Genomic DNA, 17,163 nt, shown 5'->3' with positions numbered 1-17,163 from the left:
CGACCGGCCTTTCACCCGAGGCGGGAGATCACCAATCGATCGGCCGGGTGTTGCCTACCAGACACCCACCGGACGCGAGGCCCGACATGACCACCGTCACGGGCTGCCCCGTGGCCGGGCCGACCTGACCGACGAGGCACTCTTCGCCCCAGCGCACCGAGAACTGAATACTCTCCGCAGCGTTCCCGACGGTCGTGAGGTCTTCGGTCACCTGCATGGACGCCTTGTCGAACCCGCCCGCCACCAGTGCATCGACATACGAGCGCCCGACATCGGGCCCGGCCGTGACGCCCTGCACGATCTGGGTGAAGAGGGGCAGGTTCTCGCTCGCGTCGCCCTCGGGAACGAGCTCCGGAGCCGGGGCGGCCGACGAGCTCGCCGACGGATCAGCCGAACTCCTCGTGGGCTCCGGTGGAGTCTCGCCGCCATTCGTACACCCGGCGAGCACCGTCGTAACGGCGAGGGCGAGGGCGATGAGGCCGGCGCGGCGGGGAGCTGTCGAGCGGTTCACGCTGCGAGTCTACGGGCGCGTTGCCGGCCTCACCTCAGAAGGGTGCGTCGGCCAGTTGCGGCTCCGTATCGGGCGCGGCGGGGGCGGCGGGAATCGCCCACCCGTCGCCGTCGGTCGCCGCCACCCGCGGCGGCGCTGAGACACGCGGGTCGGGCTGCGACTCCTGTCCCACCGATGACTCGCCCGGAGCGTCGGTGGGCTGCTCGGCCGAACCATTGCGGGACGACCCCGTCTTGTGGAACGTCGAGTGCCCCCACAGGAGGTCGTGCCCGACGGCGTCGGCGTCGAGCTCGACCGCGAGGCCCCGCTTCGCGCCGTTCTCCCATTCCCGCAGCCGGAGACGGCCGGCGACGATGACGCGGTCGCCCTTGTGCAACGAAGCGAACGCGTTCTCGCCGAGCGCGCGGAACGCCGACACCTGGTACCAATTCGTGAACGAATCGACCCATTGCTCGGTGGCTTTGTCGTACCGACGGTGGGTCGAACCCACCCGGAAGTTGGTCACGGTCGCTCCCCCGGGCAGCGTCCGCTGCTCGGGCTCGGCCGCCAGATTGCCCGTGATGGTGATGGAGTCGGTCATTTCAGTGTCCTTTCGCTGAGAGATGCTCCGGCACCCGAGTGCCCGTCGGGCGCCGGAGCGGATCCAGCCTCGCCCGTAGGCGCTCGGCACCTCTGCCGGTTCCGGCTGCTGGGGATGGAAGGCATCCGCGCCGGCCTTGGGGAGGAACGGTTCGCCATGTCGTCCGCGGAAACCGATGTCGGAGGTCGCACATATCTTCGAAGCCGAAGGAGGAAGCCATGCAGACCATCGAGCGCGAAGCCCTCACTCTCGACCGACCCGCCTGGGCTCAACTCACCCGTGCGGGCGACGGCCTCTGGCGGGTGTCAGACCAACGCGGACGACCACTCGGGCACCTTCGCGCCGTCCCTACCCCAGACAGATGGCGGTATCGCGCAGAGCGCTACCACGGGCCGGCGCGGTCGTTTCGAGAACTCGGCGAGTTCTGGGCCGCGTCCGATGCCTTCGACTGCCTCCGCTACCAGCGCTGAAGCCTCAGCTCACGGCGTCAGACCATTGCGTCGAACCGCGCGGTCAACGCGTCCGGCGCTCCGTCCTGCACCGTCGGCCACACGCGTTCCAGTACCGACACCGCGCGCACCAGCGTCTCGGGCGGAGCGGTGAACGGCACCCGCAGGTGGCGGTCGTAACCCCCGTCGACGGCGAATCTCGAACCCGCCGACAGGTACAGACCGTCCGCTCGCGCGGCCATCACGAGCCCCGAGCTCAGGGGAGCGTCGAGCTCGACCCAGAGCGACACTCCCCCGTCGACGACCGGCACCCTCCAGTGCGGCAGTCTTTCGCGGAGCGCGAGTGTCACAGCATCCCGCCCCTGCCGAAGCAGGTGGGCACGCTGCACGGCGATCTCATCGAGTCGGGGCAGAAGAGACTCAGCCACCGCTTGTTCGAGTTCCGGAGTACCGAGGTCGTGCACGGCGCGGGCCGACACGAGTCGCCGGATCGTTTCCGCCTCCGCGCGGATCCAGCCGATGCGGAGCCCTCCCCACACGGTCTTGCCCAGCGACCCGAGCCGGATGACCGGCCCCTCGCCGCCGAAGGGTTCCGACCGGACAACGCGATCGATGTCGAGGTCGGCGATGGTGTCGTCGACGATCACCAGCGTGCCCGAGCGATCGGCGGCCGCGGCGATCACAGCCCGCTCGCTCGACGACATCGTGCGCCCGGTGGGGTTCTGGAACTCGGGCATGAGGTAGGCGAGAACCGGCAGCGTGCGCGCGAACGCCTGCTCAGCCCTGTCCAGATCCCACCCGTCGTCCGTCGTCACGGGCACGCCGACCATTCTCGCGCCCGCGCGGCGAAAGGCGTCTGCTGCGTGAGGGTAGGTCGGCGTCTCGATGAGCACCCGGTCGGCCCGCCCCAGCATCACCGAAGCGATCAGGTGAATGGCGCTCTGCGCGCCCGTCGTGATCATCACCTCGTCGGGGCTCGTCGGAATGCCGCGCGCCTCGTACCGCTCGGCGATCGCCTCTCGAAGCCCCCGCCTGCCGACGATGTCGTAGCCGACGCTCGACACGAGGGTCGCCGCCCTCGTCGCCACCTCGGCGATCACGCCGGCGAGGCCCGGCCATGCCGGCGGGCTCGCCTGTTGAAGATCGATGGTCTCCGGGCCCGTGGCACGGTGGCCGGGATCAGTGCGGCGGAGCGGGAGCGTCACACTGCCCGACCCACGCACGCTCTCGATGTGGCCCGTATCGCGAAGGCTGCGGTAGGCGGCGGCAACGGTGGTCCGACTCAGACGAAGCTCAGCGGCCAGCTCCCGCTCGGCGGGGAGCGCGGTACGGGGAGCGAGGCGGTTGTCGAGACACAGCAGTCTGATGCCATCGGCGAGGGCTTCATAGACGGGTTCCTTCGACCGCCATCCCCCCAGGGCTGCGGTGAGCGATCGGGCGGAGATGCGCGAGTCCATAAGTCCAGACTATCGCTATTGGCCTGGTCGTGACAGTCCAATTCAGTGATTGGATATCGGCATGCCCCGCCGCGTCACCCAACTCCTCATCGGTCTCGTCCTCTACGGCGCCGGATGCGCTCTGACGATCCGCGCCGGCTGGGGTGTGGACCCGTGGACCGTCTTCGCGGAGGGACTCTCCCTTCACACCGGTATCGGCATCGGGTGGATGGCGAACATCCTCGGAGCGGTGGTGCTGCTGGCCTGGATCCCCCTGCGACAGAAGCCGGGTATCGGCACGATTGCGAATGTCGCGCTCGTGGGTACCGCGATTCAAGCCACTCTCGCCGTCGTGCCCGCCGCGCTCGACCCGTGGACGGGTGGCGCGATGCTGATCGGCGGCACGGTGCTCGTCGCGCTCGCCTCGGGCCTCTACCTGGGCGCCGGGTTCGGCGCCGGACCACGCGACGGCCTCATGACCGGCCTGCATCGTCGCCTCGGCTGGCCCATCTGGATCTGCCGGCTTCTCGTCGAGAGCACCGTGCTGATCGTGGGGTGGGTTCTGGGCGGAACCGTGGGCATCGGCACAGTCGTCTTCGCGCTCTGCATCGGCCCTCTGGTGCATCGCGCACTCCCCCTGTTCGATCTCGAGACGCGGCGTCGCCAGCGCGTCGTCGCCTGACACCACACTCGTGCGTGCCGCATTCGCCCCCGCTACTCTGGACGACGACCCCCAGTAGCTCAGTGGATAGAGCAACGGCCTTCTAATCCGTTTGTCGCACGTTCGAATCGTGCCTGGGGGACCACATGCCCGTGTCGGACGCCGTCGATAGGATGGTGCACATGGTGGGTGCCTCTGAGAATGACCGTCTCGTCTGGATCGACTGCGAGATGACGGGGCTCGATCTCGACGTCGACGAACTCGTCGAGATCGCCGTCGTCGTCACCGACTTCGACTTGCGCATCCTCGACCCGGGTTTTGCGATCGTCATCAAGCCCGATGATTCGGCCCTCGCCGCGATGGGCGACTTCGTCACCGAGATGCACCGATCGTCCGGCCTCCTCGACGAGATTCCGAACGGTGTGAGCCTCGCCGACGCCGAGTTCCAGGCTCTCGAGTACATCCAGCGATTCGCACCCGTCGAGGGCAAGGCGCCGCTCGCCGGCAACACCATCGGCACCGACCGTATGTTCCTGGCGAAGTACATGCCACGGGTCGATCGCTGGCTGCACTACCGCAACGTCGATGTGTCGAGCGTGAAAGAGCTGTCGCGCCGGTGGTTCCCCCGCGCCTATATCCACGCCCCCGCGAAAGACGGCGGGCACCGAGCGTTGGCCGACATCCGCGAATCGATCCGTGAGCTCGCCTACTACCGTCAGGCGGTGTTCGTTCCCGAGCCCGGCCCGACGAGCGACGTCGCGAAGGCCGCGGCGGCCGCGGCCGTTTCGTCGTTCCCCGCGTGAGTGTGAGAGAATTCTCTGGTTGCCCGCGCGAGTGGGAGACATGGTGGGTATAGCTCAGTTGGTAGAGCGCGGCCTTGTGGTGGCCGATGTCGCGGGTTCGAGCCCCGTTACTCACCCCAATGTTTGACCTGGATGCTGAAGCGTTCGAGCGTCTCGTCGTCGACGAACTCGATCGACTCCCCGACGAGATGATCGATGGGCTCGACAACATCGTCTTCGTCGTCGAAGATCGACCCGAGGACGGCAGCCTCGATCTCTTGGGCCTTTACGACGGATGGGCGCTCACCGAACGGGAGCGCTACGGGGTGGGAGAACTTCCCGATCGAATCATCGTCTACCGCGAGCCGCACCTCGCGGTGTGCGAGAACGAAGACGAGTTGCGCGACGAAGTGCACACGACGCTCGTGCACGAGATCGCGCACTTCTACGGCATTGACGACGAACGACTCCACGAATTGGGATGGGCATGATGGCCGCAGTGATGGAACCCGGCATCCGCCACGATCTCGACACCGAGCGGCTGGCGAATGACGCGTGGCAGACCGTCGTGTGGAACGACCCGGTCAACCTCATGAGCTATGTCGCGCACGTCTTTCGCGAGTACTTCGGATTCGATGAGGAGCAGGCCTCGCGGCTGATGCTGGCGGTCCACCACGAAGGCCATGCGGTCGTCGCACGGGGCGCCCGCGAACAGATGGAGCTGCACGCCCAGGCCATGCAGGACTACGGATTGTGGGCAACCGTCCGAAACGGGGCGCAGTCGTGAGCGGGCGGGTGGTGGTTCTCGAGATCTCCGTCCTCGAGGCGGTTCACCTGAGTGGGATGGTCGAACAGTTCCTCGAGCTGCTCGATTCGTCCGACATCGACGGCGCGACCCCGAGCGACCCGGCCATCGCACGGCTCGTGCCCGACGCCTACACGGGCGACGTCGACGCGTCGACGGAGTTCCGGCGCCTGACCGGATCCGACCTGTTCGACCGTCGGCGGCATGACGCGGGTGTCGTGCTCGCGACACTCGCCACGGAAGACACCGACGCCGACCTCAACTCGGTGTCCGACGAAGACCTCACTCGCTCCTTCGTCATGACGCTCGACGACGAAGAGGCCGGCGCCTGGATGAGGGTACTCGCCGCTGTGCGTCTTGTGCTCGCATCGAGACTCGGCATCGAGACAGAGAACGACCATGACGAACACGACCCGCGATTCGGCGTGTACGAGTGGCTCGGCGTGCGACTAGAGGGGCTCGTGCACGCCATCGATGCTGCCTGACTACGGAACGCCGAGCACGAGCGTCGCATGACGCGCCGGTTCGTCGCGCGACAGGTGCTCATCTTCCTGGGCCGCCCAACGGTCCCAATGGGGCAGGTACGTGTCGCCGTCCCGCCCGATCCCTCGCCTGCGACGTGATGCCGCCGGTGCTTCCAGCCACACCCGCACGTCACCCAAGCGCGCCGTCGACGGGGTCAGCAGACCCGACCCTTCGACGATGAGCGGCAGCGAAGGATCGACGGCGTGCGCTTCTGCCGGAGCCTCCGCATCCCAGTCCCATCTCTGCCACACACCGACGATGCCGCGCGCGTGCGGCATGAGAACGTTGGCGCGCGCGTACTCGACGCCGGCGGTCAGTCCGTCCCACCCGGGGTAGAGCGAGTCGAGAGCGACCAGCTGCACGCGCCCCCGCGATGGCCAGCGTCCGACGAGACGCTGAGCCAGCGACGTCTTTCCGGCTCCGCTGCGACCGTCGATGAGCACGACGGGATTGGACGCGCCCACAGCCACGACCGCGTCGACGATCTGGCCCACTGCCGCGTCGAGCGCGTGGGAGAGGGGGTCGAAGCTACTTCTTGAGGGCGCGGATGACACGGCTGAGCGCGCGACCGGCGACCCACACGAGCGGGATGGCCACCGCCGCGAAGGCCACGACGTTCGGCTCGAATCGGAGGTCGTCGCCGCGGCGGATGTATGCGCCCAACGGAAGGGAGTAGCCGCCACCGCCGCCTCCCCCGTTGCCGGATTCGTCGGACCCTCCCCCGTATCCCGCCCAGGTGAGCGCGACGGGGACGAGGCGGACGCCATCTACGTCCTGCTGCTCGCCGTACGAGGACTTCACTCCGAAGGAGGCGGACTGCTCACCGAGCTCTAGTGCGATGTTGGGCATGGCTCCACCGTACTCGGCACGCGGAGGCGTTCCCAGGTCTTGACGAAGCTCGTCGCGATCGTCAATGGTCGGGCGACGACGGACGGGGGTGCGAGGGAAGCGCGCCGGTGTCGCGCGACGGCCCGAGGAGGGCGGCGCGTGTGATCACGCCCTTGCCGAACCGGGCGGTCGCGTCATCGAGTGCTCCTTCGACCCGCCTCCATTCCTCGTCGTCGTCCCAGAGCGCGAACCCCGACGTCGGCGCACGGAGCTTCTCGGCCCGAACGCCGACGAGCCGGACGGGCAGCGGACGTTCGATGGCATCGAAGAGCTCGATGGCCGCCTCACCGATCCGGTGGCCGACGGCACTCGGCTCAGCGAGGGTTCGTGAACGGCTGAGGGTGGTGAAGTCGGAGAAACGCACCTTGATCGCGATCGTGGATGCTTCGACTCCATGACCGCGGAGCCTCGCGCCCACGCGGTCGGCCAGTCTGCGGAACTCGACGTGGAGCACCTCGGTGGACGCGATGTCGTCGCCGAACGTCTCTTCGTGCCCGATGCTCTTCTCGACACGAGTCGTGTCGACCTCACGCGCGTCTATCCCTCGCGCAAGCTGCCAGACCCGCTCGCCCATCGCGACCCCCAGAGACCGGTCGAGCACACCCCGCGGCGTGGCCAGAATGTCGGCCACCGTCCGGATGCCCCGCGATTCCAGGGCTTCGGAAGCCTTCGGACCCACACCCCACAGCGCCCGAACCGAACGGGGCGCGAGGAATGCCGCCGTGTCGCGCTCGGCGACGATGAGGAGCCCGTCGGGCTTGCTGATGGTCGACGCCATCTTCGCCACGTGCTTCGTCGCCGCCGCTCCGATGCTGCACGTCAGGCCGGTCTCTGACCGAACGCGCTGCCGGAGCGCCCGGGCGATGACACCCGGGCTGCCCCACAGACGCCTCGCCCCGCGCACATCGAGAAAGGCCTCATCGATCGAGAGCGGCTCGACCAGCGGTGTCACGTCGGAGAAGATCTGCATCACCTGTCGGGACAACGCCGTGTAGCGATCGAAGTGCGGCGTCACCACCGTTGCCGTCGGGCAGAGGCGAAGCGCCTGACCCATCGACATCGCGGACCGCACTCCGAAGCGCCGCGCCTCGTAGGACGCGGCCGAAACGACGCCTCGCCCCTGAGTGCCTCCGACGATGACCGGCTTGCCACGCAGGGAGGGGTCATCGAGCACCTCTACCGACGCGTAGAACGCGTCCATGTCGACGTGGAGGATTCCGGCGCCGGCATCGTCTGCGGTGTCGGACGAGACCAGTCGTCCTGACCCATCAGCTCGACCCATGAGTCGATTCTCGCCCTCCCCACCGACACCGCGGCGGAGAAGTCGTCACTGCGCCGCGCGCTCGAGGATCAGCTCACGCACGCGGGCGGCGTCTGCTTGCCCCTTCATCGCTTTCATCACCGCGCCGATGACCGCCCCGGCCGCTTGGACCTTGCCGTCGCGGATCTTCGCCATCACGTCGGGCTGGGACGCCAGCGCATCGTCGATGGCCGCGATCAGAGCGCCGTCGTCCGACACGACCGCGAGGCCACGCGCGTCGATGACCTCCTGCGGGGTTCCTTCGCCGGCGATGACACCCTCGAGCACCTGGCGGGCGAGCTTGTCGGTCAGGGTGCCGGCGTCGATGAGTCCTTGCAGAGCTGCGACATCGGAGGCCGAGATCAGGTCGGATGCTTCGCGGTCGGCCGCGTTGGCGATGCGGCTGATCTCTCCGGTCCACCACTTGCGTGCGGCTGCCGGCGTGCTCCCGGCCGCCACCGTTGCGGCGACCTCCGCGAGCAGGCCGCCGTTGGCGACGTCCTGGAACTCGAGGTCGGTGAAACCCCAGTCGGCCTTGAGCCGGCGGCGGCGGACCGCCGGCGGCTCAGGAAGCTGGGAGCGCAGTTCCTCGATCAGTTCGATCGACGGTGCGACCGGAAGAAGGTCGGGCTCGGGGAAGTACCGATAGTCGTCGGCATCCGACTTCGGTCGGCCCGGAGAGGTGGTCCCGGTGTCTTCGTGCCAGTGGCGGGTCTCTTGCGTGATGGTTCCACCGGCGGCGAGGATCGCCGCCTGTCGCTGGATTTCGTAGCGCACCGCGCGCTCGACCGACCGCATGGAGTTCACGTTCTTCGTCTCGGTGCGCGTACCCAGCGGTGCCGGGGCCTCGCCGTCCGCAGCTCGGGGCCGGAGCGAGACGTTGGCGTCGCAGCGGAGGTTGCCCCGCTCCATCCGGGCCTCGGAGATCCCGAGCGACAAGACGATGTCACGGATGGTCTGCACATACGCTTTCGCGATCTCCGGCGACCTGTGCTCGCCGCCGTAGATCGGCTTCGTGACGATCTCGACCAGGGGAACGCCGGCGCGGTTGTAGTCGACGAGCGAATACTCGGCTCCCTGGATGCGACCGGTCGCGCCGCCGACGTGGGTCAGCTTGCCGGCATCCTCTTCCATGTGGGCACGCTCGATCGGCACCCGCACGAGGGTGCCGTCGGAGAGTTCCACTTCGACCTCACCCTCGAAGGCGATCGGCTCATCGAACTGCGAGATCTGGTAGTTCTTGCCGAGGTCGGGATAGAAGTAGTTCTTCCGGGCGAATCGACTCGACGGGGCGATAGAACAGCCGAGCGCGAGACCCAGACTGATCGAATACCGCACCGCCTCGGCGTTCACGTTCGGGAGCGCACCGGGCAGGCCCATGTCGACGGGTGCGACCAGCGTGTTCGGTTGCGCGCCGTGGTTCTCCTGGTGCGCCGGGTTCGGCGCGCCGGAGAACATCTTCGTGCGGGTGTTCAGTTCGACGTGCACCTCGAAACCCATGACGGGCTCGAAGAGCTCGAGGGCTTGATCGAAGTCCATCAGCTTGGCCTTGGCCATCACGCGACCCCTTCCGGTCCCTGAGCGTGTGCAGTCGGTCCCTGAGCTTGTCGAAGGGACGGCGCCCGATCGAGCAACGGGCCACCCCACGACTCGACGAGCAGCGTTTCGAGCGCCGCACCCACGCGGTAGAGCCGAGCGTCTTCCCGCACGGGTGCGAGGAACTGGATGCCGACGGGCAGACCGTCTTCGTCGGCCAGCCCGGAGGGGATCGAGATGCCCGGCACCCCCGCGAGGTTCGCCGGAATGGTCGTCACGTCGTTCAGGTACATCTGCAGCGGGTCGTCGATCTTCTCGCCGATCCGGAAAGCCGTGGTCGGGGCAGACGGGGTGGCGATGACATCCACCGCGTCGAACGCGGCCGCGAAGTCTTGCTGAATGAGCGTCCGGACCTTCTGAGCACTGCCGTAGTAAGCGTCGTAGTACCCGGCCGACAGCGCGTAGGTGCCGAGGATGATGCGGCGCTTGACCTCGTCACCGAACCCGGCTTCGCGGGTCGCGGCCATGACCTCTTCGACCGTGGCGCCGGCGTGCGGTGTGACACGCATACCGAAGCGGACCGAGTCGAATTTCGCCAGGTTGCTCGATGCCTCAGCGGGGAGGATCAGATAGTAGGCGGCGACGCCGTACTCGAAGTGGGGCGCGCTGATCTCGACGATCTCGGCGCCCTGGGCCTCCATCGCGGCGAGAGCCGCACGGAACGACGACGAGACGCCGGGCTGGAATCCGCTGTCCGGCAACTCCCGGATGACGCCGACCCGCAGACCACGGAGAACGTCTCCTCGAGCGCCCTCCCGCGCCGCAGCGGCGAAAGAAGGCCAGGCGTCGGTGAGTGACGTGGAGTCGTTCGGGTCGTGCCCGCCAATCACGTCGTGCAGCAGCCCCGCGTCGAGCACGGTACGCGTGACGGGCCCGACCTGGTCGAGGCTGGAGGCGAGGGCGATCGCGCCATAGCGGCTGACACCCCCGTACGTCGGCTTTACGCCGACCGTCCCTGTGACGTGCGCGGGCTGGCGGATCGAACCACCCGTGTCGGAGCCGAGCGCCAGAGGCGCTTCGAAAGCCGCCACGGCAGCCGCGGAGCCGCCACCCGAGCCGCCGGGGATGCGGTCGAGGTCCCACGGGTTGCGCGTCGGACCGTAGGCCGAGTGCTCCGTGGAAGAGCCCATGGCGAACTCGTCCATGTTGGTCTTGCCCAGGGGGATGAGGCCAGCCGCACGCGAACGAGCGACGACGGTCGCGTCGTAGGGCGACATGTACCCCTCGAGGATCTTGGACCCGCTCGTGGACGGCATGTCGGTCGTGACCAACACATCCTTGATGGCCAGCGGAACGCCCGCCAGGGCGCCGAGCTCGTCGCCCGCCGCACGTCGACGGTCGATCTCTTCCGCTGCGGCGACGGCGTGCTGGTTGACGTGGAGGAACGCGTGCACGTCGCCGTCGACGGCGGCGATGCGGTCGAGGTGCGCGCGCGTCGCCTCGGCACTCGACACTTCTCTCGAAGTGAGCGCGGCGGCGAGCTCAGCGGCGGTCATGCGTGTCAGATCGCTCATTGCTCTTCCCCCAGAATCGCGGTGACGCGGAATCGGTCGTCCGAAGCATCCGGAGCGTTCTGCAACGTCTGCGCACGAGTCAGCTGACCGCCGGGCACATCGGCACGGAAGACGTTCTCCAGCGCCACCGGGTGGCTCGTCGCGACGACGTCGGGAGTGGCGACCTGCGACACCTTGGCGATGTTGTCGACGATCGCGTCGAGCTGACCGGTAAGGCGCTCGACCTCTTCGTCATTCAGTTGGATCCGGGCGAGCACACCGAGATGGCGCACGAGATCGGGGGTAATTTCAGACACTCCCCCAGTCTAGGTCTGCGGCGAGGCGGTCAACGGAGCCTTCGCCACTCCCCGGATGCACGGCGGATCGAGTGCGGCCACCTGGGAGGAGGGACGGCTGGCTAGGCTGTGCGCGTGACGACCTACAACCCTCCGCGCCCCTGGATCACCAGCTACGCGGAGGGAGTCCCGGCCGAACTCGACGCAGTATCGGGGTCGCTCGTCGACATCGTCGACGCGTCGGCACGCGACTATCCCCATGCGCCCGCCCTTCAGTTCTTCGGGCGCGAGACCACCTACACCGACCTCGCCGATCAGATCGCACGTGCCGCAGCGGGATTGCGCGAACTGGGAGTCAAAGCCGGCGACCCCGTGGCGATCGTGCTGCCGAACTGCCCCCAACACATCGTCGCCTTCTACGCGGTCTTGCGCCTGGGGGCCGTTGTGGTCGAGCACAACCCGCTTTATACCGCACGCGAACTGCGGAAGCAGTTCGAAGACCACGGCGCGAAGCACGCGATCGTCTGGAACAAGGTCGTGAAGACCGTGCAGGACTTTCCCGCAGACCTGCACGTGCACTCGCTCGTCTCGATCGACGTGACCCGGGCGATGCCCACCGCGACCCGCCTCGCCCTGCGGCTTCCGATCGCCAAGGCGCGTGAATCGCGCGCGGCCCTCACCGAGAAGGTGTCGGGCACCGTGCTGTGGGAGTCGCTTCTTCGCACCGCACCCCTCTCGGCGTCGCACCCTCGTCCGACCACCGACGATCTCGCGATCATCCAGTACACGAGCGGGACCACTGGCGCACCCAAGGGTGCGGCGCTGTCGCACCGGAACCTTCTCGCCAATGCCGCACAGGCGCGCGCGTGGGTGCCGCAGATCACCCGCGGCGAAGGGTGCGTCGTGTACGCCGTCCTCCCGATGTTCCACGCGTACGGTCTGACCCTCTGCCTCACCTTCGCCATGTCGATGGGCGCCCGGCTCGTGCTCTTCCCCCGCTTCGACCCCGACCTGGTACTCGCCGTCACGAGGAAGCACCCGGCCACCTTTCTGCCGCTCGTCCCCCCGATCGCCGACCGGTTGCTGAAGGCGTCGCTCGCGAAGAGCATTCCGCTGACGGGGACCGACATCGCCATCTCGGGCGCCATGACGCTGCCTCACGAACTCGTCGTGCCTTTCGAGGCGGAGTCGGGCGGATTCCTCGTCGAGGGCTACGGACTCAGCGAGTGCTCTCCGGTCTTGATGGCGAATCCGGTCGCCGCCAACCGCGTGCCGGGAACAGTGGGGCTTCCTCTTCCCGGAACCGAGTGCCGAGTGGTCGACCCGGAGAATCCGACAGTGAACGTTCCCGCCGGCGAGCGGGGCGAATTGCTCGTGCGAGGGCCCCAGGTCTTCCGGGGGTATTACGGAAAGCCGGAGGAGACGCAAGAGGTGTTCGTCGACGGCTGGTTCCGTACCGGCGACATCGTCACCATCGATGACGCAGGGTTCGTCCGCGTCGTCGACAGGATCAAGGAACTCATCATCACAGGCGGGTTCAACGTGGCGCCGACCGAAGTCGAGAACGTCTTGCGACAGCATCCGCTCGTCGAAGACGTCGCCGTCGTCGGACTGCCCGACGAGCACGCGGGCGAGGAAGTGGTGGCCGCCGTCGTCTTGACCCCCGGCGCCGAGCTCGACGAAGAGCTCATCCGCACTTTCGCCCGCGGCATTCTGACCCCGTACAAGGTGCCCCGCCGCATCGTCGCGGTCGACGAGCTGCCCAAGTCGCTCATCGGAAAGGTGCTGCGTCGGCAGGTGCGCGAGCAGCTCGAGAGCTCGTCGACGGACGCCGGCTGAGACCGTCGGGCGTGTCAGGCACGCAACTCGCCCGGGCGCGGTTGCAACCACGCGGGACGGGAATATCCGTCGTCACCCGGAAACCGCCCGAAGAGATCGTCGTAGGTCAGCTGCAGCAGGTCGACCGTCTCGTCGTCGGGCAATCGGTAGTAGCGGTTCGCCGAGAACGCGATCTGGCCCGGGTTCGGTACGACCTCGACGACGACCCGGTGCGACCACCCGGTGAACTCGAGCACCTCACCGGGCACCAGCAGTCGCCCGGCCCTCACGCGCTCAGCCACGTCGTTAAGAACCGCCTGCGCCGTGGGCTCGGGCATTCCGACGACCAGAAGTTCAGGATGAGCGACCCCGAACAGCCCCACCGTGTAGGCGAAGGGCGGCTGATGAACGGCAGGGTCACCACCGACCGATTGAATGCAGACGCCGTGCTGTCGGATCATCTCTGCGAAGAACGCGTCTTCTTGGTCGAGCCAGGCGGTGATCGCCGCGTTGGGGAGGTTGCTCATGATGGTCCTTTCTCGAGACGTCTCGAGATTAGAACATAGGTACGACACTCCGTTGGGACGGCTCACTCCGCGGCGGCCGGCACCTCTCCGAGCGCGGCCGGCCCCTCGGTGACCAGAAGGTGGAATTGGGCAGCGTCGATGATGCGCACTCCCAGCTCTTCTGCCTTGCCCAGCTTCGAGCCCGCGCCCGGACCCGCGGCGACGAAATCGGTCTTCTTCGACACGCTCGACGCGGCCTTGCCGCCGGCGCGGAGGATCGCCTCCTGCGCACCCTCGCGCGAGTAACCCTCGAGTGACCCGGTCGCGACGACCGTGACACCGTCGAGCACTCCCCCGGCCGAGGCTGCAGCGCCGGGGCCCGGGTGGTCGGGCGTCGAGAGGCGAGCCCCCGAGGCCGCCCACCGGTCGACGATGTCGCGGTGCCAGTCCACGGCGAACCAGTCGACGAGCGAGTCGGCGATGATCCCGCCGACCCCCTCGACACCCGCGAGTTCATCGCGGGTCGCGGCACGGATCGCGTCGAGGGATCCGAACCACTGCGCGAGGGCGCGAGCGGCGACAGGGCCCACGTGGCGGATGCTGAGGGCCACGAGGAACCGCCAGAGTTCACGGGTCTTCGCGCGCTCGAGGTTGACGAGCAGGTCTGCGGCGGCGCGCGAAAGGATGGAGCCGGCGTCGCCGTCGAACTCACCCGACGGATCGAAGGGCGGGTCGGTCTTCTTGCGCTGGCGCCGGAACGGCGAGCGCGTGTCGGGGGTGCCGTCGTCGAGCAGACGAGGCAGCCCGGTCTCGGCATCGCGCACGACGACGTCGATCGGAAAGAGATCTTCGGCCCGCAGATCGAAGAGTCCGGCCTCGGTATCGAGGGGCGGCGTCTCGGGGCGGAGGGGCTGGGTGAGCGCGGCGGCCGAAACCTCGCCGAGACCCTCGATGTCGAGCGCGCCGCGCGAACCGACGTGCTCGACACGACCGCGAACCTGTGCGGGGCAGGCGCGCGTGTTCGGGCATCGCAGGTCGATATCGCCCTCTTTCGACGGAGCGAGCACGAAACCGCACTCCGGGCAGTTCGTGGGCATCACGAACGCCCGCTCCGTGCCGTCACGCAGCTCGACGACGGGGCCGAGCACCTCTGGGATCACGTCGCCCGCCTTTCGCAGCACGACGGTGTCACCGATCAACACGCCCTTGGCCTTCACCACGTCTTGGTTGTGCAGCGTCGCCTGCCGCACGACACTGCCGGCCACGAGTGCGGGCTTCATGACGGCGAACGGTGTCGCCCGCCCGGTGCGCCCCACCGAGACGACGATGTCGAGCAGGGTCGTGTTGACCTGCTCGGGCGGGTACTTGTAGGCGATGGCCCAGCGGGGCGCGCGACTCGTCGCGCCGAGCTCGTCGTGCAGCGCGAGTTCATCGACCTTGACCACGACGCCGTCGATCTCGTGCTCGACGTCGTGGCGGTGCGCTCCGTAGTGCCGGATGAAATCGTCGGCGCCCTGGGCCGAGTCGTGCACCTGGAAGTACGCGCTGGTAGGCAGACCCCACGATGCGAGCAGGCCGTACATCTCGCTCTGCGACTGCACAGGCGGGTCGGGCCAGGCCCCGACGCCGTGCACGGTGAGCCGCAGACGCGAAAGCCGCTCGTGCACCGCCCGCAGCTGCTTCTCGTTCTTGCCCTCGGTCTTCTGACGCAGCGACCCCGAAGCCGCATTCCGCGGGTTCGCGAACAGCCGATCGCCCATCGATTCCTGGTAGGCGTTCAGCGACTCGAAGTCGGCGACGTTGAAGAACACCTCGCCGCGCACCTCGACCACGTCGGGGTGCCCCGTGCCCTCGAGCCGCTGGGGGATGCCGCGGATCTGGCGCACGTTGTCGGTCACGTCTTCACCGACCCGACCGTCGCCGCGAGTCGCCGCCGAAACGAGCCGCCCCCGCTCGTATCGGAGCGACAGGGCGAGCCCGTCGATCTTCAGCTCGCAGAGGTAGTGGACAGCAGCGCCCGCGTCGCGCTCGACGCGGGCGGCCCACGCGAGGAACTCATCGTCGCTGAAGACGTTGTCGAGGCTCAGCATGCGCTCGGCGTGCTCGACGGGCGCGAACAGGGTTCCGGATGCGGCTCCCACGGTCAGCGTCGGACTGTCTTGCCCCTGCAGCTCGGGGTGGAGGCGCTCGATCGCCTCGAGTCGCCGCATCCATTCGTCGTATGACGCATCGTCGACGATCTCGGCGTCGGCGCCGTAGTACGCGTCGCGGGCACCGTTGATGCGCTCGATGAGATTCGCGACTTCGTCGCGCGCCTCGTCGAGCGTGAGGTCGGGCAATTGCAGGGCGTCGTCAGCCATGCGGTCAGTTTAAGAGGGGGTTCCGACGCTCAGCAGGGGTGGACAGCCGCTCAGACGGAGGCCGGAACCGCCGAGACGGTGGTCGCGATCGTGAACTGACCGAGAACGCGCGTGCCGTCGTACAGCACCGCGGTCTGCCCGGGCGCGACGCCGTCGAAAGGTACCGCGGGGATCACGGTGATCACGCCGTCGCTGATCGTTGCTCGAGCCGGCACCGGGTCGGCATGAGCGCGGATCTGCACGTCGCAGGCGAATTCGGACTCCACCGGAGCGCGGCCCGCCCACGAATGACGATCGCCCGCGATCTCGGAGGTCGCGAGGGCTTCTTTGGGCCCGACCACGACCGTGTTCGAGACCGGACGCACCTCGAGCACGAACCGGGGCTTGCCGTCGTCGGCAGGCACGCCCAGCTGAAGCCCCTTGCGCTGCCCCACCGTGAACGCGTGCGCCCCCTCGTGGCGCCCGATCACGTCGCCCGCTCGGTCGACGATGGGGCCCTGCTCGGCGCCCACCCGCTCGGCGAGCCACCCGCGGGTGTCGCCGTCGGGAATGAAGCAGATGTCGTGGCTGTCGGGTTTCTGCGCGACGGTCAGGCCGCGCTCCGCCGCCTCCGCGCGCACGAGTGCCTTCGAGGGGGTCTCACCGAGCGGGAAGTAGGTGTGGGCGAGCTGCTCTGCGGTGAGGACTCCGAGGACGTACGACTGGTCTTTCGCCGAATCCGACGCACGGTGCAACTCGAGGCCCTCCGGCCCGTCGACGAGGGTGGCGTAGTGACCGGTGCAGACCGCGTCGAACCCCAGCTCGATCGCCCGTTCGAGCAGGGCTGCGAACTTGATCTTCTCGTTGCAACGCATGCAGGGGTTCGGGGTGCGCCCTGCGCGGTACTCCGAGATGAAGTCGTCGATCACGTCGTCGCGGAAGCGCTCCGAGAAATCCCACACGTAGAACGGGATGCCCAGGCGGTCGGCGGCCCGGCGGGCGTCCATGGCGTCTTCGATGGTGCAGCATCCGCGACTGCCGGCACGGAGCGTTCCACCGGCGCGCGACAGCGCGAGATGTACGCCGACCACTTCGTGCCCCGCCTCCACGGCCCGGGCTGCCGCAACGGCGGAGTCGACACCGCCGCTCATGGCTGCCAGAATTCGCATTCCCCCAGT

General features: G+C 68.1%; 19 protein-coding genes and 2 tRNA genes. 9 read left to right on the top strand and 12 right to left on the bottom strand.

Features of this window, described 5'->3' with window-relative positions; all coding sequences use genetic code 11:
- Window positions 1-28: 28 nt before the first annotated feature.
- Together ACFXQA_RS09370 and ACFXQA_RS09365 are read right to left on the bottom strand one after the other, a co-directional pair.
- Window positions 29-511 carry a DUF6993 domain-containing protein gene (locus ACFXQA_RS09370; RefSeq protein WP_394519552.1) on the bottom strand — a complete coding sequence of 161 codons (483 nt, stop codon included), beginning with the start codon at window positions 509-511 and terminating at the stop codon, window positions 29-31.
- A 34-nt stretch (window positions 512-545) separates the two neighbouring features.
- Window positions 546-1,091, bottom strand: coding sequence for a single-stranded DNA-binding protein (locus tag ACFXQA_RS09365; RefSeq protein WP_394519551.1), 546 nt, complete (start codon window positions 1,089-1,091; stop codon window positions 546-548).
- A gap of 218 nt (window positions 1,092-1,309) precedes the next feature.
- On the opposite strand from ACFXQA_RS09365, the gene ACFXQA_RS09360 reads away from it, so the two are divergent.
- Window positions 1,310-1,561 carry a hypothetical protein gene (locus tag ACFXQA_RS09360; RefSeq protein WP_394519550.1) on the top strand — a complete coding sequence of 84 codons (252 nt, stop codon included), beginning with the start codon at window positions 1,310-1,312 and terminating at the stop codon, window positions 1,559-1,561.
- Window positions 1,562-1,578: 17 nt separating this feature from the next.
- Here the strand turns inward: ACFXQA_RS09360 and yczR are convergent, their stop codons facing one another.
- Complete coding sequence (gene yczR / locus ACFXQA_RS09355; RefSeq protein ID WP_394519549.1) at window positions 1,579-2,997, bottom strand: MocR-like transcription factor YczR; 1,419 nt, start codon at window positions 2,995-2,997, stop codon at window positions 1,579-1,581.
- A 61-nt stretch (window positions 2,998-3,058) separates the two neighbouring features.
- Here yczR and yczE point away from each other — a divergent pair, with 61 nt between their 5' ends.
- From yczE to ACFXQA_RS09320, 7 genes are all read left to right on the top strand, one after another.
- Window positions 3,059-3,658: a membrane protein YczE gene (gene yczE, locus ACFXQA_RS09350; protein WP_394519548.1), complete on the top strand. Its 600-nt coding sequence runs from the start codon at window positions 3,059-3,061 to the stop codon at window positions 3,656-3,658.
- A 48-nt stretch (window positions 3,659-3,706) separates the two neighbouring features.
- Window positions 3,707-3,782: transfer RNA gene (locus tag ACFXQA_RS09345), tRNA-Arg, on the top strand.
- A 37-nt stretch (window positions 3,783-3,819) separates the two neighbouring features.
- Window positions 3,820-4,440, top strand: coding sequence for an oligoribonuclease (orn, locus tag ACFXQA_RS09340; protein WP_394519547.1), 621 nt, complete (start codon window positions 3,820-3,822; stop codon window positions 4,438-4,440).
- 43 nt (window positions 4,441-4,483) lie between these two features.
- Window positions 4,484-4,559, top strand: a tRNA-His gene (locus ACFXQA_RS09335).
- Window positions 4,560-4,910, top strand: coding sequence for a metallopeptidase family protein (locus ACFXQA_RS09330; RefSeq protein ID WP_394519546.1), 351 nt, complete (start codon window positions 4,560-4,562; stop codon window positions 4,908-4,910).
- The gene (clpS, locus tag ACFXQA_RS09325) at window positions 4,901-5,206 is read left to right on the top strand and encodes an ATP-dependent Clp protease adapter ClpS (protein WP_394519544.1); all 306 of its coding nucleotides are present in this window, start codon (window positions 4,901-4,903) and stop codon (window positions 5,204-5,206) included. Before ACFXQA_RS09330 ends, clpS begins: the two co-directional genes overlap by 10 nt.
- Entirely contained in the window at window positions 5,203-5,709 is a 507-nt protein-coding gene (locus tag ACFXQA_RS09320; RefSeq protein WP_394519543.1) for a DUF2017 family protein, read from the top strand. The genes clpS and ACFXQA_RS09320 overlap by 4 nt, the downstream gene beginning before the upstream one ends.
- On the opposite strand, the gene ACFXQA_RS09315 is transcribed toward ACFXQA_RS09320, so the two are convergent.
- The 6 genes from ACFXQA_RS09315 to gatC all read right to left on the bottom strand — a co-directional run bounded on the left by ACFXQA_RS09315 (window position 5,710) and on the right by gatC (window position 11,343).
- Window positions 5,710-6,303: a nucleoside/nucleotide kinase family protein gene (locus ACFXQA_RS09315; RefSeq protein ID WP_394519542.1), complete on the bottom strand. Its 594-nt coding sequence runs from the start codon at window positions 6,301-6,303 to the stop codon at window positions 5,710-5,712.
- Window positions 6,278-6,598: a hypothetical protein gene (locus ACFXQA_RS09310; protein ID WP_394519541.1), complete on the bottom strand. Its 321-nt coding sequence runs from the start codon at window positions 6,596-6,598 to the stop codon at window positions 6,278-6,280. The genes ACFXQA_RS09315 and ACFXQA_RS09310 overlap by 26 nt, the downstream gene beginning before the upstream one ends.
- A gap of 61 nt (window positions 6,599-6,659) precedes the next feature.
- Entirely contained in the window at window positions 6,660-7,919 is a 1,260-nt protein-coding gene (gene dinB, locus ACFXQA_RS09305) for a DNA polymerase IV (protein ID WP_394519540.1), read from the bottom strand.
- 45 nt (window positions 7,920-7,964) lie between these two features.
- Window positions 7,965-9,494, bottom strand: a complete 1,530-nt coding sequence (gene gatB / locus ACFXQA_RS09300; RefSeq protein WP_394519539.1) for an Asp-tRNA(Asn)/Glu-tRNA(Gln) amidotransferase subunit GatB — start codon at window positions 9,492-9,494, stop codon at window positions 7,965-7,967.
- On the bottom strand, window positions 9,494-11,047 hold the full coding sequence (gatA, locus tag ACFXQA_RS09295) for an Asp-tRNA(Asn)/Glu-tRNA(Gln) amidotransferase subunit GatA (protein ID WP_394519538.1): 1,554 nt from the start codon (window positions 11,045-11,047) through the stop codon (window positions 9,494-9,496). Before gatA ends, gatB begins: the two co-directional genes overlap by 1 nt.
- On the bottom strand, window positions 11,044-11,343 hold the full coding sequence (gene gatC / locus ACFXQA_RS09290; protein WP_394519537.1) for an Asp-tRNA(Asn)/Glu-tRNA(Gln) amidotransferase subunit GatC: 300 nt from the start codon (window positions 11,341-11,343) through the stop codon (window positions 11,044-11,046). Before gatC ends, gatA begins: the two co-directional genes overlap by 4 nt.
- A gap of 114 nt (window positions 11,344-11,457) precedes the next feature.
- Between gatC and ACFXQA_RS09285 the strand changes: the two genes are divergently transcribed.
- Complete coding sequence (locus ACFXQA_RS09285; protein WP_394519536.1) at window positions 11,458-13,161, top strand: long-chain-fatty-acid--CoA ligase; 1,704 nt, start codon at window positions 11,458-11,460, stop codon at window positions 13,159-13,161.
- Between the two features lie 14 nt (window positions 13,162-13,175).
- Here the strand turns inward: ACFXQA_RS09285 and ACFXQA_RS09280 are convergent, their stop codons facing one another.
- The 3 genes from ACFXQA_RS09280 to mnmA all read right to left on the bottom strand — a co-directional run bounded on the left by ACFXQA_RS09280 (window position 13,176) and on the right by mnmA (window position 17,154).
- Window positions 13,176-13,667 carry a DUF4262 domain-containing protein gene (locus tag ACFXQA_RS09280; protein WP_394519535.1) on the bottom strand — a complete coding sequence of 164 codons (492 nt, stop codon included), beginning with the start codon at window positions 13,665-13,667 and terminating at the stop codon, window positions 13,176-13,178.
- 62 nt (window positions 13,668-13,729) lie between these two features.
- Window positions 13,730-16,006 (bottom strand): NAD-dependent DNA ligase LigA, encoded by a 2,277-nt coding sequence (gene ligA / locus ACFXQA_RS09275; RefSeq protein WP_394519534.1) that lies wholly within the window; start codon window positions 16,004-16,006, stop codon window positions 13,730-13,732.
- Window positions 16,007-16,056: 50 nt separating this feature from the next.
- The gene (gene mnmA / locus ACFXQA_RS09270; protein WP_394519533.1) at window positions 16,057-17,154 is read right to left on the bottom strand and encodes a tRNA 2-thiouridine(34) synthase MnmA; all 1,098 of its coding nucleotides are present in this window, start codon (window positions 17,152-17,154) and stop codon (window positions 16,057-16,059) included.
- Window positions 17,155-17,163 lie beyond the last annotated feature (9 nt).

The sequence above is a fragment of the Microbacterium shimangi genome, from assembly GCF_043556445.1.
Taxonomy (GTDB): Bacteria; Actinomycetota; Actinomycetes; order Actinomycetales; family Microbacteriaceae; genus Microbacterium.
Note: the sequence above shows the minus strand (reverse complement) of the source record. Positions and strands in the feature narration are given on the sequence as shown.